The sequence below is a fragment of the Williamsia sp. CHRR-6 genome (assembly GCF_018474015.1).
Classification (GTDB): Bacteria; Actinomycetota; Actinomycetes; order Mycobacteriales; family Mycobacteriaceae; genus Williamsia_A.
This window is the reverse complement of sequence record NZ_JAHCSG010000001.1, coordinates 228,428-247,074: the sequence shown is the minus strand read 5'-3', so window position 1 is coordinate 247,074 and position 18,647 is coordinate 228,428. Positions and strand designations below refer to the sequence as shown.

The following is an 18,647-nucleotide window of genomic DNA, read 5'->3' as shown; positions in this document are numbered from 1 at the left end:
AGTGAACTAGCCGTTGCCGAGGCGCCTCGGATCGGCCCGATCAGATCAGTGACAACGGCCGTTGTCGGAAATGCTGCCGTCGCGATTTTCATGCGGACAGTTCGCTGTGCATGATCGCAAATTACCCGCCCGAACCGCAGTTACGTCCATCATCCGGTGTTCACACAACGAAGAGAGATCCCCCATGACCTCAGTGGCCACAAATGCAGCACAGTTTCCCGGTTGGACATATTTCGAGCCCGGGGAGTTCCCGGTCGGATTCCGGGATCCGCTCAGCAAATGTGAACTCATCGCCGCCACGCCGGCGTCGCAGCCTCGTTTGTGGCGGGACTACCTCGACGGGGCACGAGCGGTCTATCGCGCTCGCGGGGTAGAGGTGGCGCTGGATCACGCGGCGATCCTCGACGGCCATGACACCGCGCTTTTCTACGCCGTACTCGACGCCGACGGCGTGTGCGGCGGCGTCCGGATCCAGGGTCCCTACACCGCGGTCGATCAATCACATGCGGTCGGTGAGTGGGCCGGCAACCACGCACAGTCGGCGGTGGTCGCCGCGGTCGACAAGCGCTTGGCCGAAGGGGTGGCGGAGGTGAAGACAGCCTGGGTCGCGCCCCGCGTCTGCGACGGCCCGGCGGTGTCGGCGCTGCTTGCCCGGCAGGCGCTGGCGTCGCTGGGGTTGTTGGGCACTCGGTATCTGATGGCGACGGCAGCCGACTACATCCTGCGGGTCTGGGGGAGTTCCGGTGGCCGCATCGACGAGACCGTGGCACCGGCTGCGTATCCGGATGAGCGGTACCGAACTCGACTGATGTGGTGGGATCGGACCGAGATCGAGTCCGATGCCGATCCCGGGGTCTGGCCTCAGATGTGCCTGGAGGCCGAGCAACTCGCCCCGGGAATGCTCACCGACGCCGAGCGCGTCCGCGCGTGCCTTCGTCCACGGCGCGTGTCACGAGGAGAAGCCGCGCACGCGTAGGTGCGGGGGGGTCGCGGTTCCGGTGACCACGTGCACCGGCGAGGACCCCAGGCACACCACCCGGTCGCGGCCTGCGCTCTTGGCCACGTACACCCAACGATCGGCGAGATGTGTCAGGTGATCGATCACGCCGGCCACGTTGGTGGACCCAGCGCGGTCGCAGGTGAGGGCTGCGGCCACTGCGCCGATGCTGACGGTCACCGGTGACCGGCGCGGGACTGCGCTGCGGATCTGTTCGGCCGTTGCGGCGAGGTCGGGCGGCCCGCTGGTCGCGCACATCACGACGAACTCCTCGCCACCGAACCGCCCGATCAGCGCATCCGCCGGTGCGGCCGAGACGATCGCCTGCACGGTGTCGACGAGAACGGCGTCACCGCCGGCGTGGCCGAGGCGATCGTTGACGGACTTGAAGTGATCCACGTCGATCAGCAGGAAACCCACCTGAGCGCCGGCGCCGGCGATGGTCGCGAGTACGTCTGGGCTGCGTTCGAGGAATCCGCGGCGGTTGAGCAGCCCGGTGAGCGGATCGGTGTTGCCTAACACCGCATAGCGCTGCATGGTCACCTCGAGTGATCCGCGTAGTGCGGCGACGACGAACACCGGGACCATCACGTTGGCCACGCCCGCCCCGCTGCGCACCAGCACTCCGGCCATCGAAGTGGCAGCGGTGAAGGCCACCAGGACCGCCAGCGCGACGGCGAACAGGGAGAACCCGATGACCACCGAGCGGGACGACGACATGGCGGCGATGGCCGGGATGGCGGCCAGCAGAGTGGTGATGACCCCCGAGGTGGCGGGTTCGTCGACGAGGTAGGCCGACCCGGCGATCCCGGCCATGCCGATGAGTCCGAAGATGCTGAACATCCGGTCGGAGAGGCGGCCCAGGAGCACCGAGGTGGTGAACACCACCAGGGTGAACAACCAGATGACCCCGAGTGCGGGTAGCCCGCCGGGCCGGATCAGCGAGGGCTGCACCAACGCGAACAGGGGTAGCGGCAGCGCACCACTGGTGCTCAGGACCACCGCGGCCGTACGTGCATCGAAGTGCCCGGTGACGCCTCGGGCCCAGCCATCGAACCGCGTTCGGCGTGACACCGCAGACGCCGCAGCCGTGTGCGTCGACCCGGGCGCGGCGGGATCGGTCTGCGCGGTGGGCTGCGTCAGGTAGGTGCGCTCAGACTCCGCCGCGTGGTCAGGTCGTGCGGCGTCGGTGTTCGCATCCGGTGCCAGCGAGCCACGTACAGGCAAGTCACCGGCGGAACGGGCGGCGGTGGTCGCCGCTTCGCGTCGGTCCTCGGTGTGCACGGGTCAACTATGCCTTGTGGCGTGCACCCCTCGTGCACCGTATCGGCGGTTGCGCGCGGCATTCCGACGCCGCGCCCAGACCCCAGACATCAGACCTCGTCTGGAGTGTGGAGGTCATGGTCTGGGTCCAGGTCGAAGTCGAGCCTGGCGGTGTCCCGGTAGGTCACCGCACTGCAGCGCACGCAGACCCAGATCCGTTGGGGCGGGTCACACACGTTGTCCCACCCCACCAGCATCCGTCGCGCACCGAGTCGATGGCCGTGTGGGCAGTAGGCGGGGAATCGTTCGGTCAGCGCAGCCATGGTCATCTCGATCCACTCGGCCCGCGACGAGTGCTCACGAGCATACCGCTGGACACAGACCTCTGGGCCCGCGAGTTGGTCGCGGCCACAACGACATCGGCGACTCGTGTCTGTCTGATCGCACTGGCGGGCATGATCGAGACACGAACCGACGGCGTCGAGGAGATCAGCCATGGTGGCACCACATGTCGATCGCACGGACATCTCACCGATAGGGGAGCCGATGCGGTCGCGACGGCACACCTGGACCACCAGCATCCGCCGCCATGCGCGGATGACGCCGGACGCACCGGCGCTGTCGTTCCTCGGGGAGGTGACCACGTGGGCGCAACTCGAACGGCGCACCGATGCGTTGGCGTCGGCGTTGGCCCGTCGCGGGATCGGTTTCGGTGATCGCGTTGTGGTCCTCATGCTCAATCGGCCCGAGTATCTCGAGATCGTGGTGGCGGTCAACCGGATCGGGGCGATCGCGGTCCCGGTCAACTTCAGGATGACCCCGGCGGAGGTGTCGTTCATCGTCGACGACTGCGCGGCGAAGATGCTCGTGGCCGATGCGCCCCTGGTGCAGTTGGCCACCGCAGTGGCCCAACGGTGTGGTTCGGTGCGGCACCTCGTCGTCACCGGGGTGCCCGACGTGCTCGGCGAGCACGAGTCGTTCGAGGCCCTGACCGACGAGGTGGGCGACCCCGCACCGGTCGTCGATGTCCCCGAGGAATCGGTGATGCTGCTGATGTACACCTCTGGTACCACCGGACGCCCCAAGGGCGCGATGCTGTCGTACTCGAACATCATGTCGCAGACCATGACTGCGCTGCATGCGAGTCCGATCGGCGCCCAGGACCGACCGTCGTGTGTGGTGCCGATGTTCCACATCGCCGGCATCGTCAGCTTCGCACCGAGCATCCACGTGGGCGCTGTGATGCTCATCCAGCCGTTGGGGGCGTTTGATCCCGACGTCTTCCTCGACACCGCGCAGGCCGATCGGACCACGTCGGTGTTCCTGGTCCCTGCGCAGTGGCAACTGGTGTGTGCGGCTCAGCTCGCGCGTCCGCGGACACTGGCGTTGCGCACCTTGAGCTGGGGTGCCGCGCCGGCGTCGGACGCGGTGTTGCGAGCGATGGCACAGGCTTTCCCGGATGCGGAGAACCTGGCCATGTTCGGGCAGACCGAGATGTCGCCGGTGACGTGTTGTCTGCGAGGGGTGGACTCGCTGCGCAAGATCGGCTCGGTAGGGCGGGTTGTCGAGTCGGTGGAGGCGCGCGTGGTCGACAGCGAGATGAACGATGTGGCTCCCGGTGAGGTCGGTGAGATCGTCTACCGTGGAACAGGTTTGATGCTCGGGTACTGGAACAACCCTCAGGGCACCGCGGCCGCGTTCGACGGCGGCTGGTTCCATTCCGGTGATCTGGTGCGCGTGGATGACGAGGGCTTCGTCTACGTGGTCGACCGGAAGAAGGACATGATCATCTCCGGCGGGGAGAACATCTACTGCGCAGAGCTGGAGAACGTGCTGGCCGATCACCCGCTGATCGTGGAGGCGGCGGTGATCGGCCGGTCCGATCCGACCTGGGGCGAGGTGCCGATCGCAGTCGTGGTGACCAGCGGTGAGCAGGTGAGCGTGGCCGACCTCACCGTGTTCCTCGACCAGCGGTTGGCTCGATTCAAACATCCCAAGGACGTGGTGGTGTTGTCGGAACTGCCCCGAACGGCTACCGGCAAGGTCCGAAAACCTGATCTGCGCGCCGCCTACGGAGGATCGGACTCGGCACTGACCGAACATCGCATCTGAGGTCTCCTGCGCGCGGCGCGTGACGGCGACGTGATGGGATCGGGGGATGACTGTGTTGGATCAGCTCGCGTCCTGGCCGGTCGATTCCGTGGCTGCGGCAGTGATCGTCGGGGACGCGGTGGTCGAGACGTTCGGACCCACCGGTTCGGAGTTCGCGTTGGCGTCGGTCACCAAACCGCTGACTGCCTACGCGGTGCTCGTCGGGGTGGAGGAGGGGGCGCTGGCGCTCGACACCGCAGCGGGCCCGACCGGCTCGACGGTGGAGCACCTCCTAGCGCACGCATCGGGTCTGCCGTTCGAGGGATCGGGGCCGCAGGCTGCCGTGGCCACGCAGCGGATCTACTCCAACTCCGGTTTCGACGTGTTGGCGCAGGTGCTCGAACGGGCCACGGGGATCGGCTTCGCCGACTACCTGGCCGAGGCGGTGTGTAGCCCCCTCGAGCTGGGGGCGACTCGACTGATCGGGACGGCCGGTGCCGGGGCGTACTCGTGTGTCGACGACCTGGCCCGCTTTGCCGCCGAACTGCTGATGCCGCGGCTGCTGGCACGTGAGACGCTCGCCGATGCGACGTCGGTTCACTTCCCAGGCCTAGACGGTTTCGTCCCCGGGTTCGGACGTCATCGTCCCAACGACTGGGGGCTCGGTGTCGAGATCCGCGGTCACAAGAGCCCGCACTGGACGGCGGCGACCAACTCGCCACGGACCTTCGGTCACTTCGGTCAGGCCGGTACGTTCCTGTGGGTCGATCCGGATCTCGGCGGCGCCTGCGTGGTGCTGACCGATCGGCCCTTCGGATCGTGGGCCAAGCCACTGTGGTCGCAGTTCAACGCTGCGGTGGTCGCCGACATCCGGGCATCCCAGGCGTCCCGCTGATCGCGTATCCACTCATGCGTCACAACAAACACTGGCGCAACACGGCCCACATGAGGCACACTTAGCGCAGCGTCTGTGCTATCCACATCGGTCGCGCGAGGTAGTTGGGGAAGACGATCCTCGTCGAAACCGGAGGTGGGAACAGTGCGTGCTCTGTCGCAGTTCGCTGATCTGACGACGGGTGTGGTCTACGTGCACTCGTCGCCGACTGCTTTGTGCCCACACGTGGAGTGGGCTCTCTCGTCGACCCTCGATGCTCGCGCGAACCTGAAATGGTCCGCGCAGGAAGCCTCGCCGGGTCTGCAGCGAGCCACGGTCGACTGGACCGGTCCGGTGGGCACCGGCGCTCGGTTGGCCAACGCGCTGCGCGAGTGGTCGGCGTTGCGTTTCGAGGTGACCGAGAACGCCAGCGAGGGTGTGGACGGCGAAAGGTTCTGTCACGTACCGGGTCTCGGTTTGTGGCGGGGTTCGATGAGCGCCAACGGCGATGTGATCATCGGCGAGTTGCAGCTGCGCGCCATGATCGACGCCGAATCCGATGGCGCCGGCCTGGTGGGTCGACTCGACATTGCCCTGGGTACGGCGTGGGACGAGGCGTTGGAGCCCTACCGGATGGGCGGCGCGGGTGCTGAGGTCACCTGGCTGCACCAGCGCGTCGGCTGAGTTGTCCGCGCGGACGCCTCTCTCGCGCGGGTCTGCGCGCTCGTGGCTCGCGTCCTCCCGCCTCCCTCATGTTGTCGCTGCGCTCCTCGTCAGCCCGGACACAAGCACGCGCACACCGTCCTGACCCGAGCCCGCAGAATTGTGGCAGAACGCGAATGCCCCCGGCTGGTTGCCGGGGGCATTCGTCGTCGTGGCAGATCCGCGCAGATCACAAAGGTATGTTCTTGTGCCGTCCACGTCGGGCGGGTGCCGAGGCGAGTGCTTCGGCGATGATGCTGCGGGTCTTTGCAGGGTCGATGATCTCGTCGACGACGCCAATCGACTGGGCGCGACCCACACCACCGGCGATGGCTTCGTGTTCTACGGCGAGGCGATCGTGCAGCGCTTCGCGTTCGGCCTCGGGTGCGGCGGCGAGTGCCTTCTTGTGCAGGATCCCCACGGCAGCCTTGGCGCCCATGACGGCGACTTCCGAACCGGGCCAAGCGAACACGGCGGTGGCGCCGAGGGCGCGCGAGTTCATCGCGATGTAGGCGCCACCGTAGATCTTGCGGGTGACGAGGGTGACGCGAGGAACCGTGCACTCGGCGAACGCGTGCAGCAGTTTGGCGCCGCGGCGCACGACGCCGTCCCATTCCTGGCCGACGCCGGGCAGGTATCCGGGGACGTCGGTGAGCACGATCATCGGGATGCCGAAGGCGTCACACAGGCGGACGAAGCGTGACGCCTTCTCGGCGCTCAGCGAGTTGAGGCAACCACCCATGCGCAGGGGGTTGTTGGCGATGACGCCGACGCTGCGGCCCGACAGCCGACCGAAGCCGACCACGATGTTCGGCGCCCACTTGGCCTGGATCTCTTCGAAGGAGGAGATCTCGGTCTCGCCGTCGGCGGCGAGCTCGGTGTCGAGAAGGGTGGTGACGATCGGGTGGACGTCGTAGGCGCGCCGATTCGATTCGGGCAGGAGCGCCTTGAGATCCGCGTCGCCGGCCTCGGCGTGCTGGCGACTGAAATGGCCCTGCTGGCTGAAGGTGCCGACGAGCCGGCGAGCCCGCCACAGGGCGTCGGGTTCGGAGTCGGCGGTGATGTGGCTGACGCCGGACTTCTTGCCGTGGGTGAGTGGGCCGCCGAGGGACTCCATGTCGACCTGCTCGCCGGTGACGCTCTTGACCACGTCGGGTCCGGTGACGAACACGCGACCGGCCGGAGCCATGATCACGATGTCGGTCAGCGCCGGACCGTAGGCGGCGCCGCCGGCGGCGAAGCCGACCACCACGGAGATCTGCGGTACGTATCCCGACGCGCGGACCATGGCCTCGAAGACCTTGCCAACGGCGTGGAGAGCTTCGACACCTTCGGCGAGTCGAGCGCCCCCGGAGTGCCAGATGCCGACCACGGGTGCCTGTTCGGCGATGGCGGCATCGATCGCGTTGACGATGTGGGCACAACCGACGACACCCATGGCGCCACCCATGACGGTGCCGTCGGTGCAGTAGGAGATGGTCCGCACTCCGTTGACGCGTCCGACAGCGGCCTGCACTCCGGACTTGTCCCGGGGGTGGAGCAGCGACATCGAGCCTTCGTCGAAGAAGTTGGTCAGTCGCAGCAAGGGGTCGCGCGGATCGGCAGATTCCTCGGCCGTGGTGATCGGAGCCATGGTGGTCATCGATTTCTCCTATGGGTGTCGGCGAGTGCCGCGAGCACGCAACTACGGTGCGGTGGTGTCAGTACCGTCCAAAGGCGAGCGCAACGTTGTGCCCACCGAATCCGAATGAGTTGTTGATGGCGTAGTCGATTGCGCCGTAGCGGGGTTCGCCCGCAACGACGTCGACGTCGCATTCGGGGTCCTGGTCGGTGAGGTTGAGGGTGGGGGGTATGACCCCGTCCTCGATGCTCTTGACGGTGAGGACCGATTCGAGTGCACCCACTGCGCCGATGGAGTGCCCGAGCGCCGACTTGGGTGCGTAGACCGCAGCCTGGTCGCCGATCGCCGACTTGATGGCGCGCGCCTCGGCGATGTCTCCGATGGAGGTCGAGGTCGCGTGCGCGTTGACGTGCGTGATGTCCGACGGTACGAGTCCGGCGGTCTGCAGGGCGCGCTGCATGGCCCGAGCGGCGCCTTTGCCCTCGGGGTCGGGAGCCACCAGGTGGTAGGCATCGGAGGTGATGCCCGCTCCCAACAGTCGAGCGTGGATGTGTGCGCCGCGAGCGCGGGCGTGGTCTTCGCGTTCGATGATCAGCATGGCCGCGGCCTCGCCGAACACGAACCCGTCACGCCCGGTGTCGAAGGGGCGTGATGCTGCGGCCGGATCGTCGTTTCGGGTGCTCATCGCGCGCATCATCGCGAAGCTGGCGATGGGTACGGGCCCGATGAGCCCTTCGATGCCACCGGCGACGACCATGTCGGCCTCGCCCAGCACGATCTGCCGCCAGGCGTGGGCGAGGGCCTCCGATCCCGACGAGCACGCCGAGACCGGAGTGATGACGCCCGCGCGAGCGCCGACGTTGAGTCCGACCACTGCCGCTGCTCCGTTGGGCATCGCCATCGGGACGGTCAGCGGCGAGATCTTGCGGTAGTTGCCGGTGCTCATCATCGACGTGTGTGCTTCGACGAGCGAGTCGCCACCGCCGATACCGGTGCCGATGACGACCGCAAGGCGGTCGGGATCGACATCGGGATCGCCGGCCTGATCCCACAGTCGCTTGCTCAGCACATGAGCCACGCGTTCGACGTGGCTCATCCTGCGTGCCTCGACCCGAGACACCTCGTCGGCGGGATCTTTGACGAGTTTGCCACCGATGCGCACCGGCAGGTCGTACTCGACGATCCAGTCGTCGGTGAGGGCCTTGATGCCGGACTCGCCGGCGAGCAGACCCTTCCAGGTGGAGTCGAGATCCTCTCCCACGGACGTCGTGATGGCCAGTCCAGTCACCACAATGCTAGGGAAGTTCCCTGCCGCAGTTGAGAATTCGCGAAGCGAGGAGGTCAATTACGTCACTCAGCCTTCTTGTCGACCTGAGCCTTGATCGCTGCAGCGGCCTCCGGGTTCTCGGACTCGAGCTTCTGGATGTAGGCCACTGCGTCGCCGACGGTGCGCAGACCTGCGAGGTCTTCATCGGGGATCTTCACGCCGTACTTGTCCTCGGTCTGAACCGCGATCTCGACCATCGACAGCGAGTCGATGTCCAGGTCGTCGACGAAGGACTTGTCGAGCGTGACCTCGGAGGGCTCAATACCGGTGACCTCTTCGATGATCTCCGCGATGCCGGCAATGAGTTCTTCCTGAGTCGCCACTGTGTGGCTCCCTTCTTGTTTGTTCGTGTCCTGCACATGAGCTCCGGAGCGGTGCGTGGCTACGCACCGTTTGGACAGACGGCCGGTGGGCTCGTCCTTCCGGGGGCGACCGCGTTGCGGTCGCCGCTATCCAAGTTCTGAGAGGGCGTCGAGATCGTCGGGGGTCTTGAGCGTGATCGCCGGGACGCCCTTCATCTCGCGCTTGGCGATGCCGGCGAGGGTGCCCGCTGGGGCCAACTCGACGATGTGGGTGACCTCGGCCGCGCGCATGGTCGCTGAACACAGATCCCAGCGCACCGGGCGAGTCACCTGGTTGACCAGCTTGTCCAGAGCGTCCTCGCCGGAGGCGACCGGCACACCGTCGAGGTTGGACAGCAGGGTGGCGGTCGGATCTTGCGGGACGATCGCGGCAGCTGCCTCGGCCACCGCCTGCTGCGCAGGCTGCATGTAGCGCGTGTGGAACGCGCCGGCCACCGGCAGGGCCCGGATGCGCGCCTTCTCGGGCGGATGGGCGATGAGTTCCTCGATCGCGGCGATCGGCCCGGCGGCGACGATCTGTCCGGCGGCGTTGCGGTTGGCCGGGATCAGCCCCAGTTCGTCGAGGCGGGCCAGGACCACGTCTGCCTCGCCGCCAAGGATCGCGGCCATCGTGGTGGGAGTGAGCGCGCATGCCCGCGCCATCTCGCGACCGCGAACCGCAGACAGGGTCACGGCCTCGTCGCGACTTATGACGCCGGTGATGGCGGCGGCCGCCAACTCGCCGACCGAGTGGCCGGCGACAATCATGGGCTCAGGGATGCCGATCCGCTTGGTCAGCTCGTCGTAGGCCAGCAGTGCCGCGACCACGACCAACGGCTGCGTGACTGCGGTGTCGGTGATCTCCTCGGCCGACGCGGTGGTCCCGAGGCGCTCGAGCTCGAGGCCTGACAGCTTCGACCACGTGGCGACCTGATCTCTGACGCCGGGCAACTCCAGCCACGGCTCGAGCATTCCGGGTACCTGTGAGCCCTGACCGGGCGCTAGCAAACTGAGCACTCGCTAAGAGAACACCCTGGGGTGCCCGTTTGATGGTGTTGGGGGCGATGAACCTTGTCGCGGCGTTTTGTGGGGAACCTACAAACGACTGCGCGGGTGTGTCTCCTTTGTCATCGGATCGAAACTCGTGATATAGCACAGTCTCATATCGATTCCGGTGTAACCGAGACCAGAATGCCTGTGACTGGTGTGACTCATGGGGCCTATGTGCGCCTTTCGTGTCGAACATGTGCCAATCTGCCGACCGTTGATGCCACCCGCAGCACGTAAGCGTCACGCGGATTGGTCGGATCGCGACCCGTCACCTCTGCGATGCGCTTGAGGCGATAGCGCACGGTATTTGGATGAACGAACAGCTCCCGAGCGCATGACTCGACCGAACCGCCGGAGTCGAGGTAGGCGTCGAGGGTGGCGGTGAGGGTGTCTCCGCCCTTGGCCAGCGGCATGACGAACGACTCGTTCAGCGTGCGCACTGCGGCCTGATCACCGAGCAACGCACGCTCAGGCAACAACTCCCAGCTGTGCACCGGCCGCGGGGCACCTGGCCAGCCCTCCACCGCCTCGATGCCGGCGAGGGCCTCGGTGGCACTGGAGTGAGCCGCGCTGAGCGTGGGTGTGGTGTGTCCGAACACCACCGGAGCGTCGGCGAAATGACGTAGCAGCTCGACGGCGAACGGATCGGTGCTCTGCAGTTCGCCGCTGACGATGGTGACCAGATATGTGCCCTGGACGACCGACAGTGCCGATCGGCCGTGTTCGCGAGCGGTGGTGTGGATGACCAACGGAACCGACACGTTCTGTTCCGGCGGCGGATATCCCACGACGACGGTGGCAGATGCGTCTGCATCCCAGTTGATGGCCGCAGCCCGCGACAACAATGTGGGTCCGGTGTCGCCGCGCACCACGGCGTCGACGACGAGTGCCTCCAGGCGCGAGTCCCACGCACCCCGGCTTTCGGCGGCTGCGGCGTAGACAGACGCAGCGGCGAACCCGATCTCGCGGCCGTACCGCAACACCGCTTCGGTCAGCGCGCGCAATTGCGCCTCGTTGCGGGCCAGCAGAGGTAGCCACTTCTCGAAGAACTCCATGGCGACGCGGACCATGTCCACCGACTGCAGCAACGTGATGCGTCGGGTCAGGTCCTGGGGCACCACCTGAAATGCCTGCACGGTGAAGGTGACGTTGCCTTCGGGGTCCTGCAGCCATTCGACGAAGTTGACCACTGCGGTCTGTACCACCAGCTGCACGCTGGCGCGCTGCCCGGCCTCGAGGTCGGCGAAGTAGGGCAGGTGTTCCTGCATCGAGTGCACGGCCTCGGTGGCCAATCGCCCGCTGTACTGCTTGACGCGCCGCAACAGCGTGTCGGGCAGCGCGTCGTGGACGTTGGCCGGCGCCGGCACCCGGGCGCCGCGAGCCCGGAACACCTCGGTCGTGCTCTGGCCCGATGGGGACGGTGCGGGATCGGAGGACTCCGGCGGGGCCATCCCCGGAGTCGACACCGCCGGAGTCGACGGCTCTGGAGAGGACACCGCCGGAGAGGACGGCTCTGGAGAGGACGGCGGTGGAGGGGACGCTGCCTGGGAGGACTCGGTCACACACCCAATGTAGAGGGTGTGTGACCTCGCCTGATGGGACCTCGATCAGCGGTGCGTGACCGGTCAGGCCACGCCGGGGTCTGAGGTCTGTTCTGGTGCGGCCAGCACGTCGGTGATCTGGTACCGACGCGCGGCCTCGGCGGCCACCGCCGGTTCGATGGATCCGTCCCGAGCCAGTGCCACCAGCACGCCCACCGCGATCGACTCGGCGTCGATGTTGAAGAAGCGGCGCGCGGCCGGTCGGGTGTCGGAGAATCCGAACCCGTCGGCACCCAGGGTCAGGTAGGTGCCCGGCACCCACGCCCGGATCTGTTCGGGCACACCGCGCATGAAGTCGCTGACCCCGACCAGCGGCCCCAGGGAGTCGGCCAGCGCGGTCGTGACATGCGGTGCGGGGTGCTCGCCGTCGGGTTGACGCAGGACCGCTCGTTCGTGAGCGATGCCGTCGCGGGCGAGTTCGTTCCACGAGGTGACCGAGAAGATGTCGGCGGCGACGTCGAAGTCGGTGGCCAACAATTCCTGGGCGCGCTTGGCATCGCTCATCGTCACCCCGGAGACGAGGATGTTCGCCCGATGTGTCTTGCCGGCCGGCGCCCGGTGACACAGATAGATTCCCTTGAGCAGCCCAGCGACGTCGAGGTCGGCCGGTTGCGCGGGCTGGGCGATCGGCTCGTTGTAGACCGTGATGTAGAAGTACACGTTCTCCGGGTCCGGGCCGAACATCCGACGCAGGCCGTCGACGACGATGTGGGCGATCTCGTAGGCGTAGGCCGGGTCGTAGGCCACCACAGCTGGATTCGTCGACGCCAGCAGTGGCGAATGGCCGTCGGCGTGTTGTAGGCCTTCGCCGGTCAGGGTGGTCCGGCCGGCGGTGGCGCCGAGTACGAAGCCGCGCGCCATCTGATCGGCCGCCGCCCACAATCCGTCGCCGGTGCGTTGGAAACCGAACATCGAGTAGAAGATGTACAGCGGGATCATCGGCTCGTCGTGCGTGGCGTAGGAGGTGCCCACCGCGGTGAACGATGCCGTCGATCCGGCCTCGTTGATGCCCTCGTGCAGGATCTGGCCGATCTCGCTCTCCTTGTAGGCCAGCATCAGATCGGCGTCGACCGAGGTGTAGAGCTGTCCGTGCCGGTTGTAGATCTTCAGCGACGGGAACCACGAGTCCATGCCGAAGGTGCGCGCCTCGTCGGGGATGATCGGGACGATTCGACTCCCGATCTCCTTGTCGCGCAACAGTTCCTTGAACACCCGCACGACAGCCATGGTGGTGGCCACCTGCTGTTTGCCTGAGCCCTTGGCCATCGCCGCGATGACACCGTCGGTCTTGGGTTCCAAGGGCCGGGTCACGGTGCGGCGCCGCGGCAGGAACCCGCCGAGCGCGGCGCGCCGATCGAGCATGTACTGGATCTCGGGCGCGTCGAGGCCGGGGTGGTAGTACGGCGGCAGGTACGGGTTCTCCTCCAGCTGCGCGTCGCTGATCGGAATGCGCGTGGAATCGCGGAAGTCCTTGAGATCCTGCAGGGTCAGCTTTTTCATCTGGTGGGTGGCGTTGCGGCCTTCGAAGTGCTTGCCCAGGGTGTAGCCCTTGATGGTGTGGGCGAGGATCACCGTGGGCTGTCCCTTGTGCGCCATGGCCATCGCGTAGGCGGCGTGCACCTTGCGGTAGTCGTGCCCGCCGCGCTTGAGGTTCCAGATGTCGGCGTCGGTGAGGTTGCGGACCAGTTCTTTGGTGCGCGGGTCACGACCGAAGAAGTGCTCGCGCACGAACGCTCCGTCGTTGGCCTTGTAGGTCTGGAAGTCGCCGTCGGGAGTGGTGTTCATCAGGTTGACCAGAGCGCCGTCGCGATCGGCGTGCAGCAGGGCGTCCCACTCGCGACCCCACACCACCTTGATCACGTTCCAGCCGGCGCCGCGGAAGAAGGACTCGAGCTCCTGGATGATCTTTCCGTTGCCGCGGACCGGGCCGTCAAGCCGTTGCAGGTTGCAGTTGACCACGAAGGTCAGGTTGTCCAGACCCTCGGTGGCGGCGACGTGGGCGAGGCCGCGTGACTCGGGCTCATCCATCTCTCCGTCGCCCAGGAACGCCCACACGTGCTGATCGGTGGTGTCTTTGATGCCGCGATCGTGGAGGTAGTTGTTGAACCGCGCCTGATAGATGGCGTTCATCGGCCCGAGCCCCATCGAGACGGTGGGGAACTGCCAGAAGTCCGGCATCAACCGCGGGTGTGGGTACGACGGCAACCCACCCCCGTCGCCGGCGTGGCTGTGTTCTTGTCGGAAACCGTCCATCCGGGCCTCGTCGATCCGGCCCTCAAGAAATGCGCGGGCGTAGATGCCGGGGGAGGCATGGCCCTGGATGAAGATCTGATCGCCGCCGCCGGGGTGATCCTGTCCGCGGAAGAAGTGGTTGAAGCCGACCTCGTAGAGCGCGGCCGAGGACGCGTAGGTGGAGATGTGGCCGCCGACACCGACACCGGGTCGCTGCGCGCGGTGGACCATGATCGCGGCATTCCACCGGATGAACGCTCGGAACCGCCGTTCGACGTCCTCGTCGCCGGGGAACCACGGTTCGTTCTCGGTCGGGATGGTGTTGACGTAGTCGGTCGAGGTCAACGCCGGGATGGAGACCCGCTTCTCACCGGCGCGTTCGAGCAGTCTCAACAGCAGGTAGCGCGCGCGCCCGGGTCCGGCGTTCTCGAGCAGTCCGTCGAAGGACGCCAGCCATTCGTCGGTCTCCTGCGGGTCGATGTCGGGGAGATAGGACGCGACACCTTCCCGGATGACGCGGACTCGGTCTCCGCCGCCGGGACGCGCGGCCGGTGCGCTCTGCTGGGTCACTGGTGGACAACTCCTTCTCGTGATCGGCATGGGTGATGCCGAGTTCGGTTCGCGGACGCCGCCGCGGGCAAGTGGGTGATCGCCCGTGCGTGGTGACGGCGCGTGCGGTCACAGGTGAACGGCCGAGCGCGACGTACGTCACCAATCGTGCCGTATGTGACGACCGAATGGCGGCGAAGCCACTGCGCGGTTGTCGCTGATCGTCGGGCTGGGGCACTATGCAGCGTGTGAAACCTCGGTCCGCGCCACGCCGCAGCACCACCGTGCGGCTTGTCGGCGTGGTGGTCGCGGCGTGTGCGGTCGTGGTCACGCTGGCCGGCTGTACCGACGAACTCGATGGCTCTGCGCGCGGAAACGAGGTGGCGGTCAGCGCCTATCGCGCCGATGCGGCCTCGACCGAGCAGGCACGCAAGCTGGCCCGCGTCCAAGCCGCCGACTACGCACTCTGCTCGACGGTGCGGACGCAGCTGGTCTCGATGTTGCGGGCGTACAACGCTTTCGTCGACCGACTCAACGCCACGCAGTCCTTCGCTGAACTCGCCGGAGCCGACCGCGGCGCGGCTGATCAGATCGGCCGGGGTGGGGCTGCGATCACCGGGGCCATCACCGACGAATCGACCCAGGCGCTGCGTACCGCGGCTCAGGCGTTGGTCGCACGCGGAGCAGATGTGGTGGCTGCGATCCGGACCAAGAAGATCGAGGCCCTCAACACCGCATCGGGCAATTGGGCTCGCTCCCGCGATCCGGTGGTCGCCGCGTGTAGTGCGTTCGCCGCGCGTCGCCCGGCGCCGCGGACTGCGTCCACCACACCCGCTCCCGCACCCGGCGGCTGAGCCGTCTGTTGTTGCTGCGGCTGAGCCGTCTGTTGTTGCTGCGGCTGAGCCGTCTGTTGTTGCTGCGGCTGAGCCGTCTGTTGTTGCTGCGGCTGAGCCGACTGTCGTTGCTGCGGCGGAGCCGTGTTCGGGCCCGCAGGCTCTCGCCGCCCGGGTGTCGGTCCGACATCGCCGATGTCTCGCGGGGGTCGCGGTGCGGACTCGGCTTGCAACTTGGCCTTGTTGGCTGTTGTCTTGTAATCGACGGCAACGCGACTCGAGGGTCATCGCGCGCGGGCCGCACGACAACAGGAGGTCGCACGCGTTGGTTGCCGCCGCAGATGGTAATCGCGCCGAGAAGCTCGGATTCGCTTCAGGCATGGTTGTGCAGGAACTGGGGTGGGACGACGACACCGACGACGACCTGCGAGCAGACATCGAGGACACCATCGGGGCCGAGATGCTCGACCCGGACTCCGATGACGTCATCGACGTGGCGTTGCTGTGGTGGCGGGAAGGCGACGGCGATCTCGTCGACGCGTTGATGGATGCGATTGGGCCGCTCGCCGACGACGGATACGTGTGGGTGTTGTCGCCGAAGACCGGCATCCCCGGTTACGTCGATCCCGCCGAGATCGCCGAGGCCGCGCCCACCGCGGGCCTCACACAGACCTCGGCCATCAACCTCGGTGACTGGTCGGGATCGCGTCTGGTCCAGCCGAAGTCGCGGTCGGCGAAGCGACAATGACCGAGCAGGTCGAGATCGGCCGCGACAATGCTGCCCACGATGCAGCGGCTGTCGATCCGGTCGGCGTTGCGGGTCGGCCAGATGCGGTGATGGTCGAATCGCTGGAGGCGCGCGGCGAGGTGTCGCGCGGCGTCCCGGGTTCGCTGCCTGCGGGGCCCTTGGCTGTCGGTGTGCGGGCACCCGATTTCGAGCTACGCGATCAGAACAACCGGCGGGTCTCGCTGGGTGCGCACCGAGGGACCAAGAAGGTGCTGGTGGTGTTCTTCCCGCTCGCCTTCACGGGCACCTGCGAAGGCGAATTGGGTTATCTCCGAGATCATCTGCCGCAGTTCGAGTCAGACTCCACCGCGCTGCTCGCGGTGTCGGTGTGCCCACCGCCCACGCACAAGGTCTGGGCGTCGGCGCAGGGTTTCCTCTTTCCGCTGCTGTCGGACTTCTGGCCACACGGTGCCACCGCGATGAGTTACGGCGTGTTCAACTCGCGGGCGGGCTACGCCAACCGCGGGACGTTTGTCGTCGACGTCGACGGGGTGATCGCGTACTCGCAGATGGTGGGTCCGGGTGAACAGCGCGGGACCGACATCTGGGATGCGGCGGCTGCAGTCCTCACCGCGTGAGAACCGCCGGTGCCCGGAACTCTCAGCGGCCGACAGCGTCCGCCCCGACAGAGTCTGCCCCGACAGAGCTGCGGGCCGCCGAGGTCGATTTCCCTGGCACGTCGGTGCGCGCTAAGTTCTCTACCGTCGTGTGGCGGATGTCATTCGTCGGTCCCGCGCGTGTAGCTCAGTGGTTAGAGCTCTGGTCTTACACACCAGCGGTCGGGGGTTCAAATCCCTCCGCGCGCACCAGGCAACAGCAGTTCGGGAGTTCGCCCGCAGCGTGCTGGCCGCCTTGTGCTGTCGGCAGCGGCGCGGGTGGACACCATCGCAGACTGCTCACGACCCGCGTCGGGCGTGAACCGACTCGGCGCGGCGGGCTGCGTCGTTGGCACCCGGCCCGGGTGTAGCGTTGGCTCATCCGATCCGATCTGATCGGGGACATCGGTCATGCGCCCACGCGGCGGTATGGCCACCAGCACCTCGTTGCTCTCAGACCCAGCCCGGGGTCGTCGGCCAGGTGATGCTCTGAGCCCGGTCATCGTGGCTCGCTCACTCGATCATGATCGTCTGCCCGGCGCGTTGCCGGCGAACACGACAGGAAACACATGGAATATCACGGACTCTTCTCACACTCGACCACCCCGGAAGTCGCTGCCGAGGCGCCCGATGGTGCCGTCCGCACCCCGGACTTCTCCGATCTGGAGTCGGCACATCAGACGATGTCGACCTACCCCGCGGCGGGCTCGACCAACTGATTTCGCCGCACCCTGTTGTGTCTTCGTGACGTAACTGTTGTCACACTGACCTCGTTTGTCACACCAGCCCCACTACGCTGACCCCATCGGTCTCGCTGCAGCGCGTCTTGCACCTCGTGGTGCGAGGCAACGCGCGCCGCGTGGGTAAATCTGGAGTGCGCCAATGTCTGTGTTGTCACCAATCCGTCGACTCGGCCTCATCATCGGGTCGGCAGCCGTGATCGCGGTCGCGGCCGGACTGATCGCCGCGCCCGCCGCGCAGGCCGCGCCACCGCCGACAACCACCCTCTACAACTCTGCGCAGGTCAAGTTCTCCCGCGGTGACACGCCAGGTGCGCTGCGCGACATCGGCGCGTTGGTCCGGATCGCTCCGCGCGACCGGCAAGCCCTTGCCCTCCAGGCGATCTGGGCTGACTACGCCTACGATCTCGTCACCCGCAGCGCTGCGATGGCCAGACTCGGCGCCGTCTCGCCGCCCACCGCGGCCGGGGTCAACGCAGTGTTCAGGGCCATCGGGGCCGGGGTGGCAACTCTGCCCAGTCCGTTTCCGGGGCTGGTGAATGCCCGAACCGGTATCGCGGTCATGGGGTTCGGTCTGCTCGACAACGGCACCATCCGTCCGGAGCTGCAGGATCGCCTCGGGGCGGCCTGGCTGCAGGCGATCGCCGCACCTTTCTCGCCGATCGTGGTCAGCGGTGGCAACCCGCGTGGCGGCATCACCGAGGCCGCCGCGATGCGGAACTGGTTGGTGCAGCGCGGAATCCCGGCATCGCGGATCATCGTCGAGTCACGGGCTGGGTCGACGGTGCAGAACGCGCTGTTCAGTGCTCCGCTGCTCAAGGCGCGCGGTGCGGTCAACGTGGTCGTGGTCAGCAGCGCCAATCACGTGCGCCGGGTGGTCACCGACTTCACCATCGCGGGCCTGCCTGTCGTGGGAGCAACCACCCATCCCACCGGATGGGTGGACAACCTGCTACCCCCCTCACGCGATGCGCAGCGGTCCATCTACGTCGACGCCACCCGAACCTTCGGGTTGCCCGGCAGTCGTTGAGCCACAATTGTTT

17 protein-coding genes and 1 tRNA gene are annotated in these 18,647 nt (G+C 67.0%); 10 read left to right on the top strand and 8 right to left on the bottom strand.

The window, feature by feature from the left end; genetic code table 11:
• The first annotated feature begins 184 nt into the window (after positions 1 to 184).
• Entirely contained in the window at positions 185 to 976 is a 792-nt protein-coding gene (locus KIK15_RS18525; protein ID WP_214242325.1) for a hypothetical protein, read from the top strand.
• Here the strand turns inward: KIK15_RS18525 and KIK15_RS18660 are convergent.
• Together KIK15_RS18660 and KIK15_RS01065 are read right to left on the bottom strand one after the other, a co-directional pair.
• A complete protein-coding gene (locus KIK15_RS18660) occupies positions 950 to 2,281 on the bottom strand; it encodes a diguanylate cyclase (protein ID WP_214242324.1) in 1,332 nt (443 codons plus the stop codon). The two genes, KIK15_RS18525 and KIK15_RS18660, sit on opposite strands and share 27 nt — an antisense overlap.
• Positions 2,282 to 2,370: 89 nt before the next feature.
• Positions 2,371 to 2,583: a hypothetical protein gene (locus tag KIK15_RS01065; protein ID WP_214242323.1), complete on the bottom strand. Its 213-nt coding sequence runs from the start codon at positions 2,581 to 2,583 to the stop codon at positions 2,371 to 2,373.
• A gap of 172 nt (positions 2,584 to 2,755) precedes the next feature.
• On the opposite strand from KIK15_RS01065, the gene KIK15_RS01060 reads away from it, so the two are divergent.
• The 3 genes from KIK15_RS01060 to KIK15_RS01050 all read left to right on the top strand — a co-directional run bounded on the left by KIK15_RS01060 (position 2,756) and on the right by KIK15_RS01050 (position 5,909).
• The gene (locus KIK15_RS01060) at positions 2,756 to 4,372 is read left to right on the top strand and encodes a long-chain-fatty-acid--CoA ligase (protein ID WP_214242322.1); all 1,617 of its coding nucleotides are present in this window, start codon (positions 2,756 to 2,758) and stop codon (positions 4,370 to 4,372) included.
• 46 nt (positions 4,373 to 4,418) lie between these two features.
• Positions 4,419 to 5,246, top strand: coding sequence for a serine hydrolase (locus KIK15_RS01055; protein WP_214242321.1), 828 nt, complete (start codon positions 4,419 to 4,421; stop codon positions 5,244 to 5,246).
• A 144-nt stretch (positions 5,247 to 5,390) separates the two neighbouring features.
• The gene (locus KIK15_RS01050; protein WP_214242320.1) at positions 5,391 to 5,909 is read left to right on the top strand and encodes a DUF3145 domain-containing protein; all 519 of its coding nucleotides are present in this window, start codon (positions 5,391 to 5,393) and stop codon (positions 5,907 to 5,909) included.
• A 208-nt stretch (positions 5,910 to 6,117) separates the two neighbouring features.
• On the opposite strand, the gene KIK15_RS01045 is transcribed toward KIK15_RS01050, so the two are convergent.
• The 6 genes from KIK15_RS01045 to aceE form a co-directional block, all read right to left on the bottom strand.
• A complete protein-coding gene (locus KIK15_RS01045; protein WP_214242319.1) occupies positions 6,118 to 7,569 on the bottom strand; it encodes an acyl-CoA carboxylase subunit beta in 1,452 nt (483 codons plus the stop codon).
• 58 nt (positions 7,570 to 7,627) lie between these two features.
• Positions 7,628 to 8,893, bottom strand: coding sequence for a KasA/KasB family beta-ketoacyl-ACP synthase (locus tag KIK15_RS01040; RefSeq protein WP_214242318.1), 1,266 nt, complete (start codon positions 8,891 to 8,893; stop codon positions 7,628 to 7,630).
• A gap of 5 nt (positions 8,894 to 8,898) precedes the next feature.
• Positions 8,899 to 9,198 carry a meromycolate extension acyl carrier protein AcpM gene (gene acpM / locus KIK15_RS01035; protein WP_214242317.1) on the bottom strand — a complete coding sequence of 100 codons (300 nt, stop codon included), beginning with the start codon at positions 9,196 to 9,198 and terminating at the stop codon, positions 8,899 to 8,901.
• Between the two features lie 126 nt (positions 9,199 to 9,324).
• Positions 9,325 to 10,233 (bottom strand): ACP S-malonyltransferase, encoded by a 909-nt coding sequence (locus KIK15_RS01030; protein WP_214242316.1) that lies wholly within the window; start codon positions 10,231 to 10,233, stop codon positions 9,325 to 9,327.
• Between the two features lie 203 nt (positions 10,234 to 10,436).
• Entirely contained in the window at positions 10,437 to 11,717 is a 1,281-nt protein-coding gene (locus tag KIK15_RS01025; RefSeq protein ID WP_214243175.1) for a CdaR family transcriptional regulator, read from the bottom strand.
• A gap of 174 nt (positions 11,718 to 11,891) precedes the next feature.
• The gene (aceE, locus tag KIK15_RS01020; protein WP_214242315.1) at positions 11,892 to 14,699 is read right to left on the bottom strand and encodes a pyruvate dehydrogenase (acetyl-transferring), homodimeric type; all 2,808 of its coding nucleotides are present in this window, start codon (positions 14,697 to 14,699) and stop codon (positions 11,892 to 11,894) included.
• Between the two features lie 197 nt (positions 14,700 to 14,896).
• Between aceE and KIK15_RS01015 the strand changes: the two genes are divergently transcribed.
• The 6 genes from KIK15_RS01015 to KIK15_RS00990 all read left to right on the top strand — a co-directional run bounded on the left by KIK15_RS01015 (position 14,897) and on the right by KIK15_RS00990 (position 18,634).
• Complete coding sequence (locus KIK15_RS01015; RefSeq protein ID WP_214242314.1) at positions 14,897 to 15,502, top strand: hypothetical protein; 606 nt, start codon at positions 14,897 to 14,899, stop codon at positions 15,500 to 15,502.
• A gap of 304 nt (positions 15,503 to 15,806) precedes the next feature.
• Positions 15,807 to 16,229, top strand: coding sequence for a DUF3052 domain-containing protein (locus KIK15_RS01010; protein ID WP_214242313.1), 423 nt, complete (start codon positions 15,807 to 15,809; stop codon positions 16,227 to 16,229).
• An 89-nt stretch (positions 16,230 to 16,318) separates the two neighbouring features.
• On the top strand, positions 16,319 to 16,846 hold the full coding sequence (locus KIK15_RS01005; RefSeq protein ID WP_214243174.1) for a peroxiredoxin: 528 nt from the start codon (positions 16,319 to 16,321) through the stop codon (positions 16,844 to 16,846).
• Positions 16,847 to 17,001: 155 nt separating this feature from the next.
• Positions 17,002 to 17,077 (top strand) — tRNA-Val (locus KIK15_RS01000).
• A gap of 356 nt (positions 17,078 to 17,433) precedes the next feature.
• On the top strand, positions 17,434 to 17,583 hold the full coding sequence (locus KIK15_RS00995; RefSeq protein ID WP_214242312.1) for a hypothetical protein: 150 nt from the start codon (positions 17,434 to 17,436) through the stop codon (positions 17,581 to 17,583).
• 163 nt (positions 17,584 to 17,746) lie between these two features.
• The gene (locus KIK15_RS00990) at positions 17,747 to 18,634 is read left to right on the top strand and encodes a YdcF family protein (protein ID WP_214242311.1); all 888 of its coding nucleotides are present in this window, start codon (positions 17,747 to 17,749) and stop codon (positions 18,632 to 18,634) included.
• Positions 18,635 to 18,647 lie beyond the last annotated feature (13 nt).

Bases quoted from the DNA above. Each gene is read 5' to 3' on its own strand.
- KIK15_RS00995 (WP_214242312.1), top strand. From the start codon at position 17,434: ATGGAATATCACGGACTCTTCTCACACTCGACCACCCCGGAAGTCGCT.
- KIK15_RS01065 (WP_214242323.1), bottom strand. From the start codon at position 2,583: ATGGCTGCGCTGACCGAACGATTCCCCGCCTACTGCCCACACGGCCAT.
- KIK15_RS18525 (WP_214242325.1), top strand. From the start codon at position 185: ATGACCTCAGTGGCCACAAATGCAGCACAGTTTCCCGGTTGGACATAT.
- KIK15_RS01060 (WP_214242322.1), top strand. From the start codon at position 2,756: ATGGTGGCACCACATGTCGATCGCACGGACATCTCACCGATAGGGGAG.
- KIK15_RS01005 (WP_214243174.1), top strand. From the start codon at position 16,319: ATGGTCGAATCGCTGGAGGCGCGCGGCGAGGTGTCGCGCGGCGTCCCG.
- KIK15_RS01045 (WP_214242319.1), bottom strand. From the start codon at position 7,569: ATGACCACCATGGCTCCGATCACCACGGCCGAGGAATCTGCCGATCCG.
- KIK15_RS01055 (WP_214242321.1), top strand. From the start codon at position 4,419: ATGACTGTGTTGGATCAGCTCGCGTCCTGGCCGGTCGATTCCGTGGCT.
- KIK15_RS01025 (WP_214243175.1), bottom strand. From the start codon at position 11,717: ATGGCCCCGCCGGAGTCCTCCGATCCCGCACCGTCCCCATCGGGCCAG.
- KIK15_RS00990 (WP_214242311.1), top strand. From the start codon at position 17,747: ATGTCTGTGTTGTCACCAATCCGTCGACTCGGCCTCATCATCGGGTCG.
- aceE (WP_214242315.1), bottom strand. From the start codon at position 14,699: ATGCCGATCACGAGAAGGAGTTGTCCACCAGTGACCCAGCAGAGCGCA.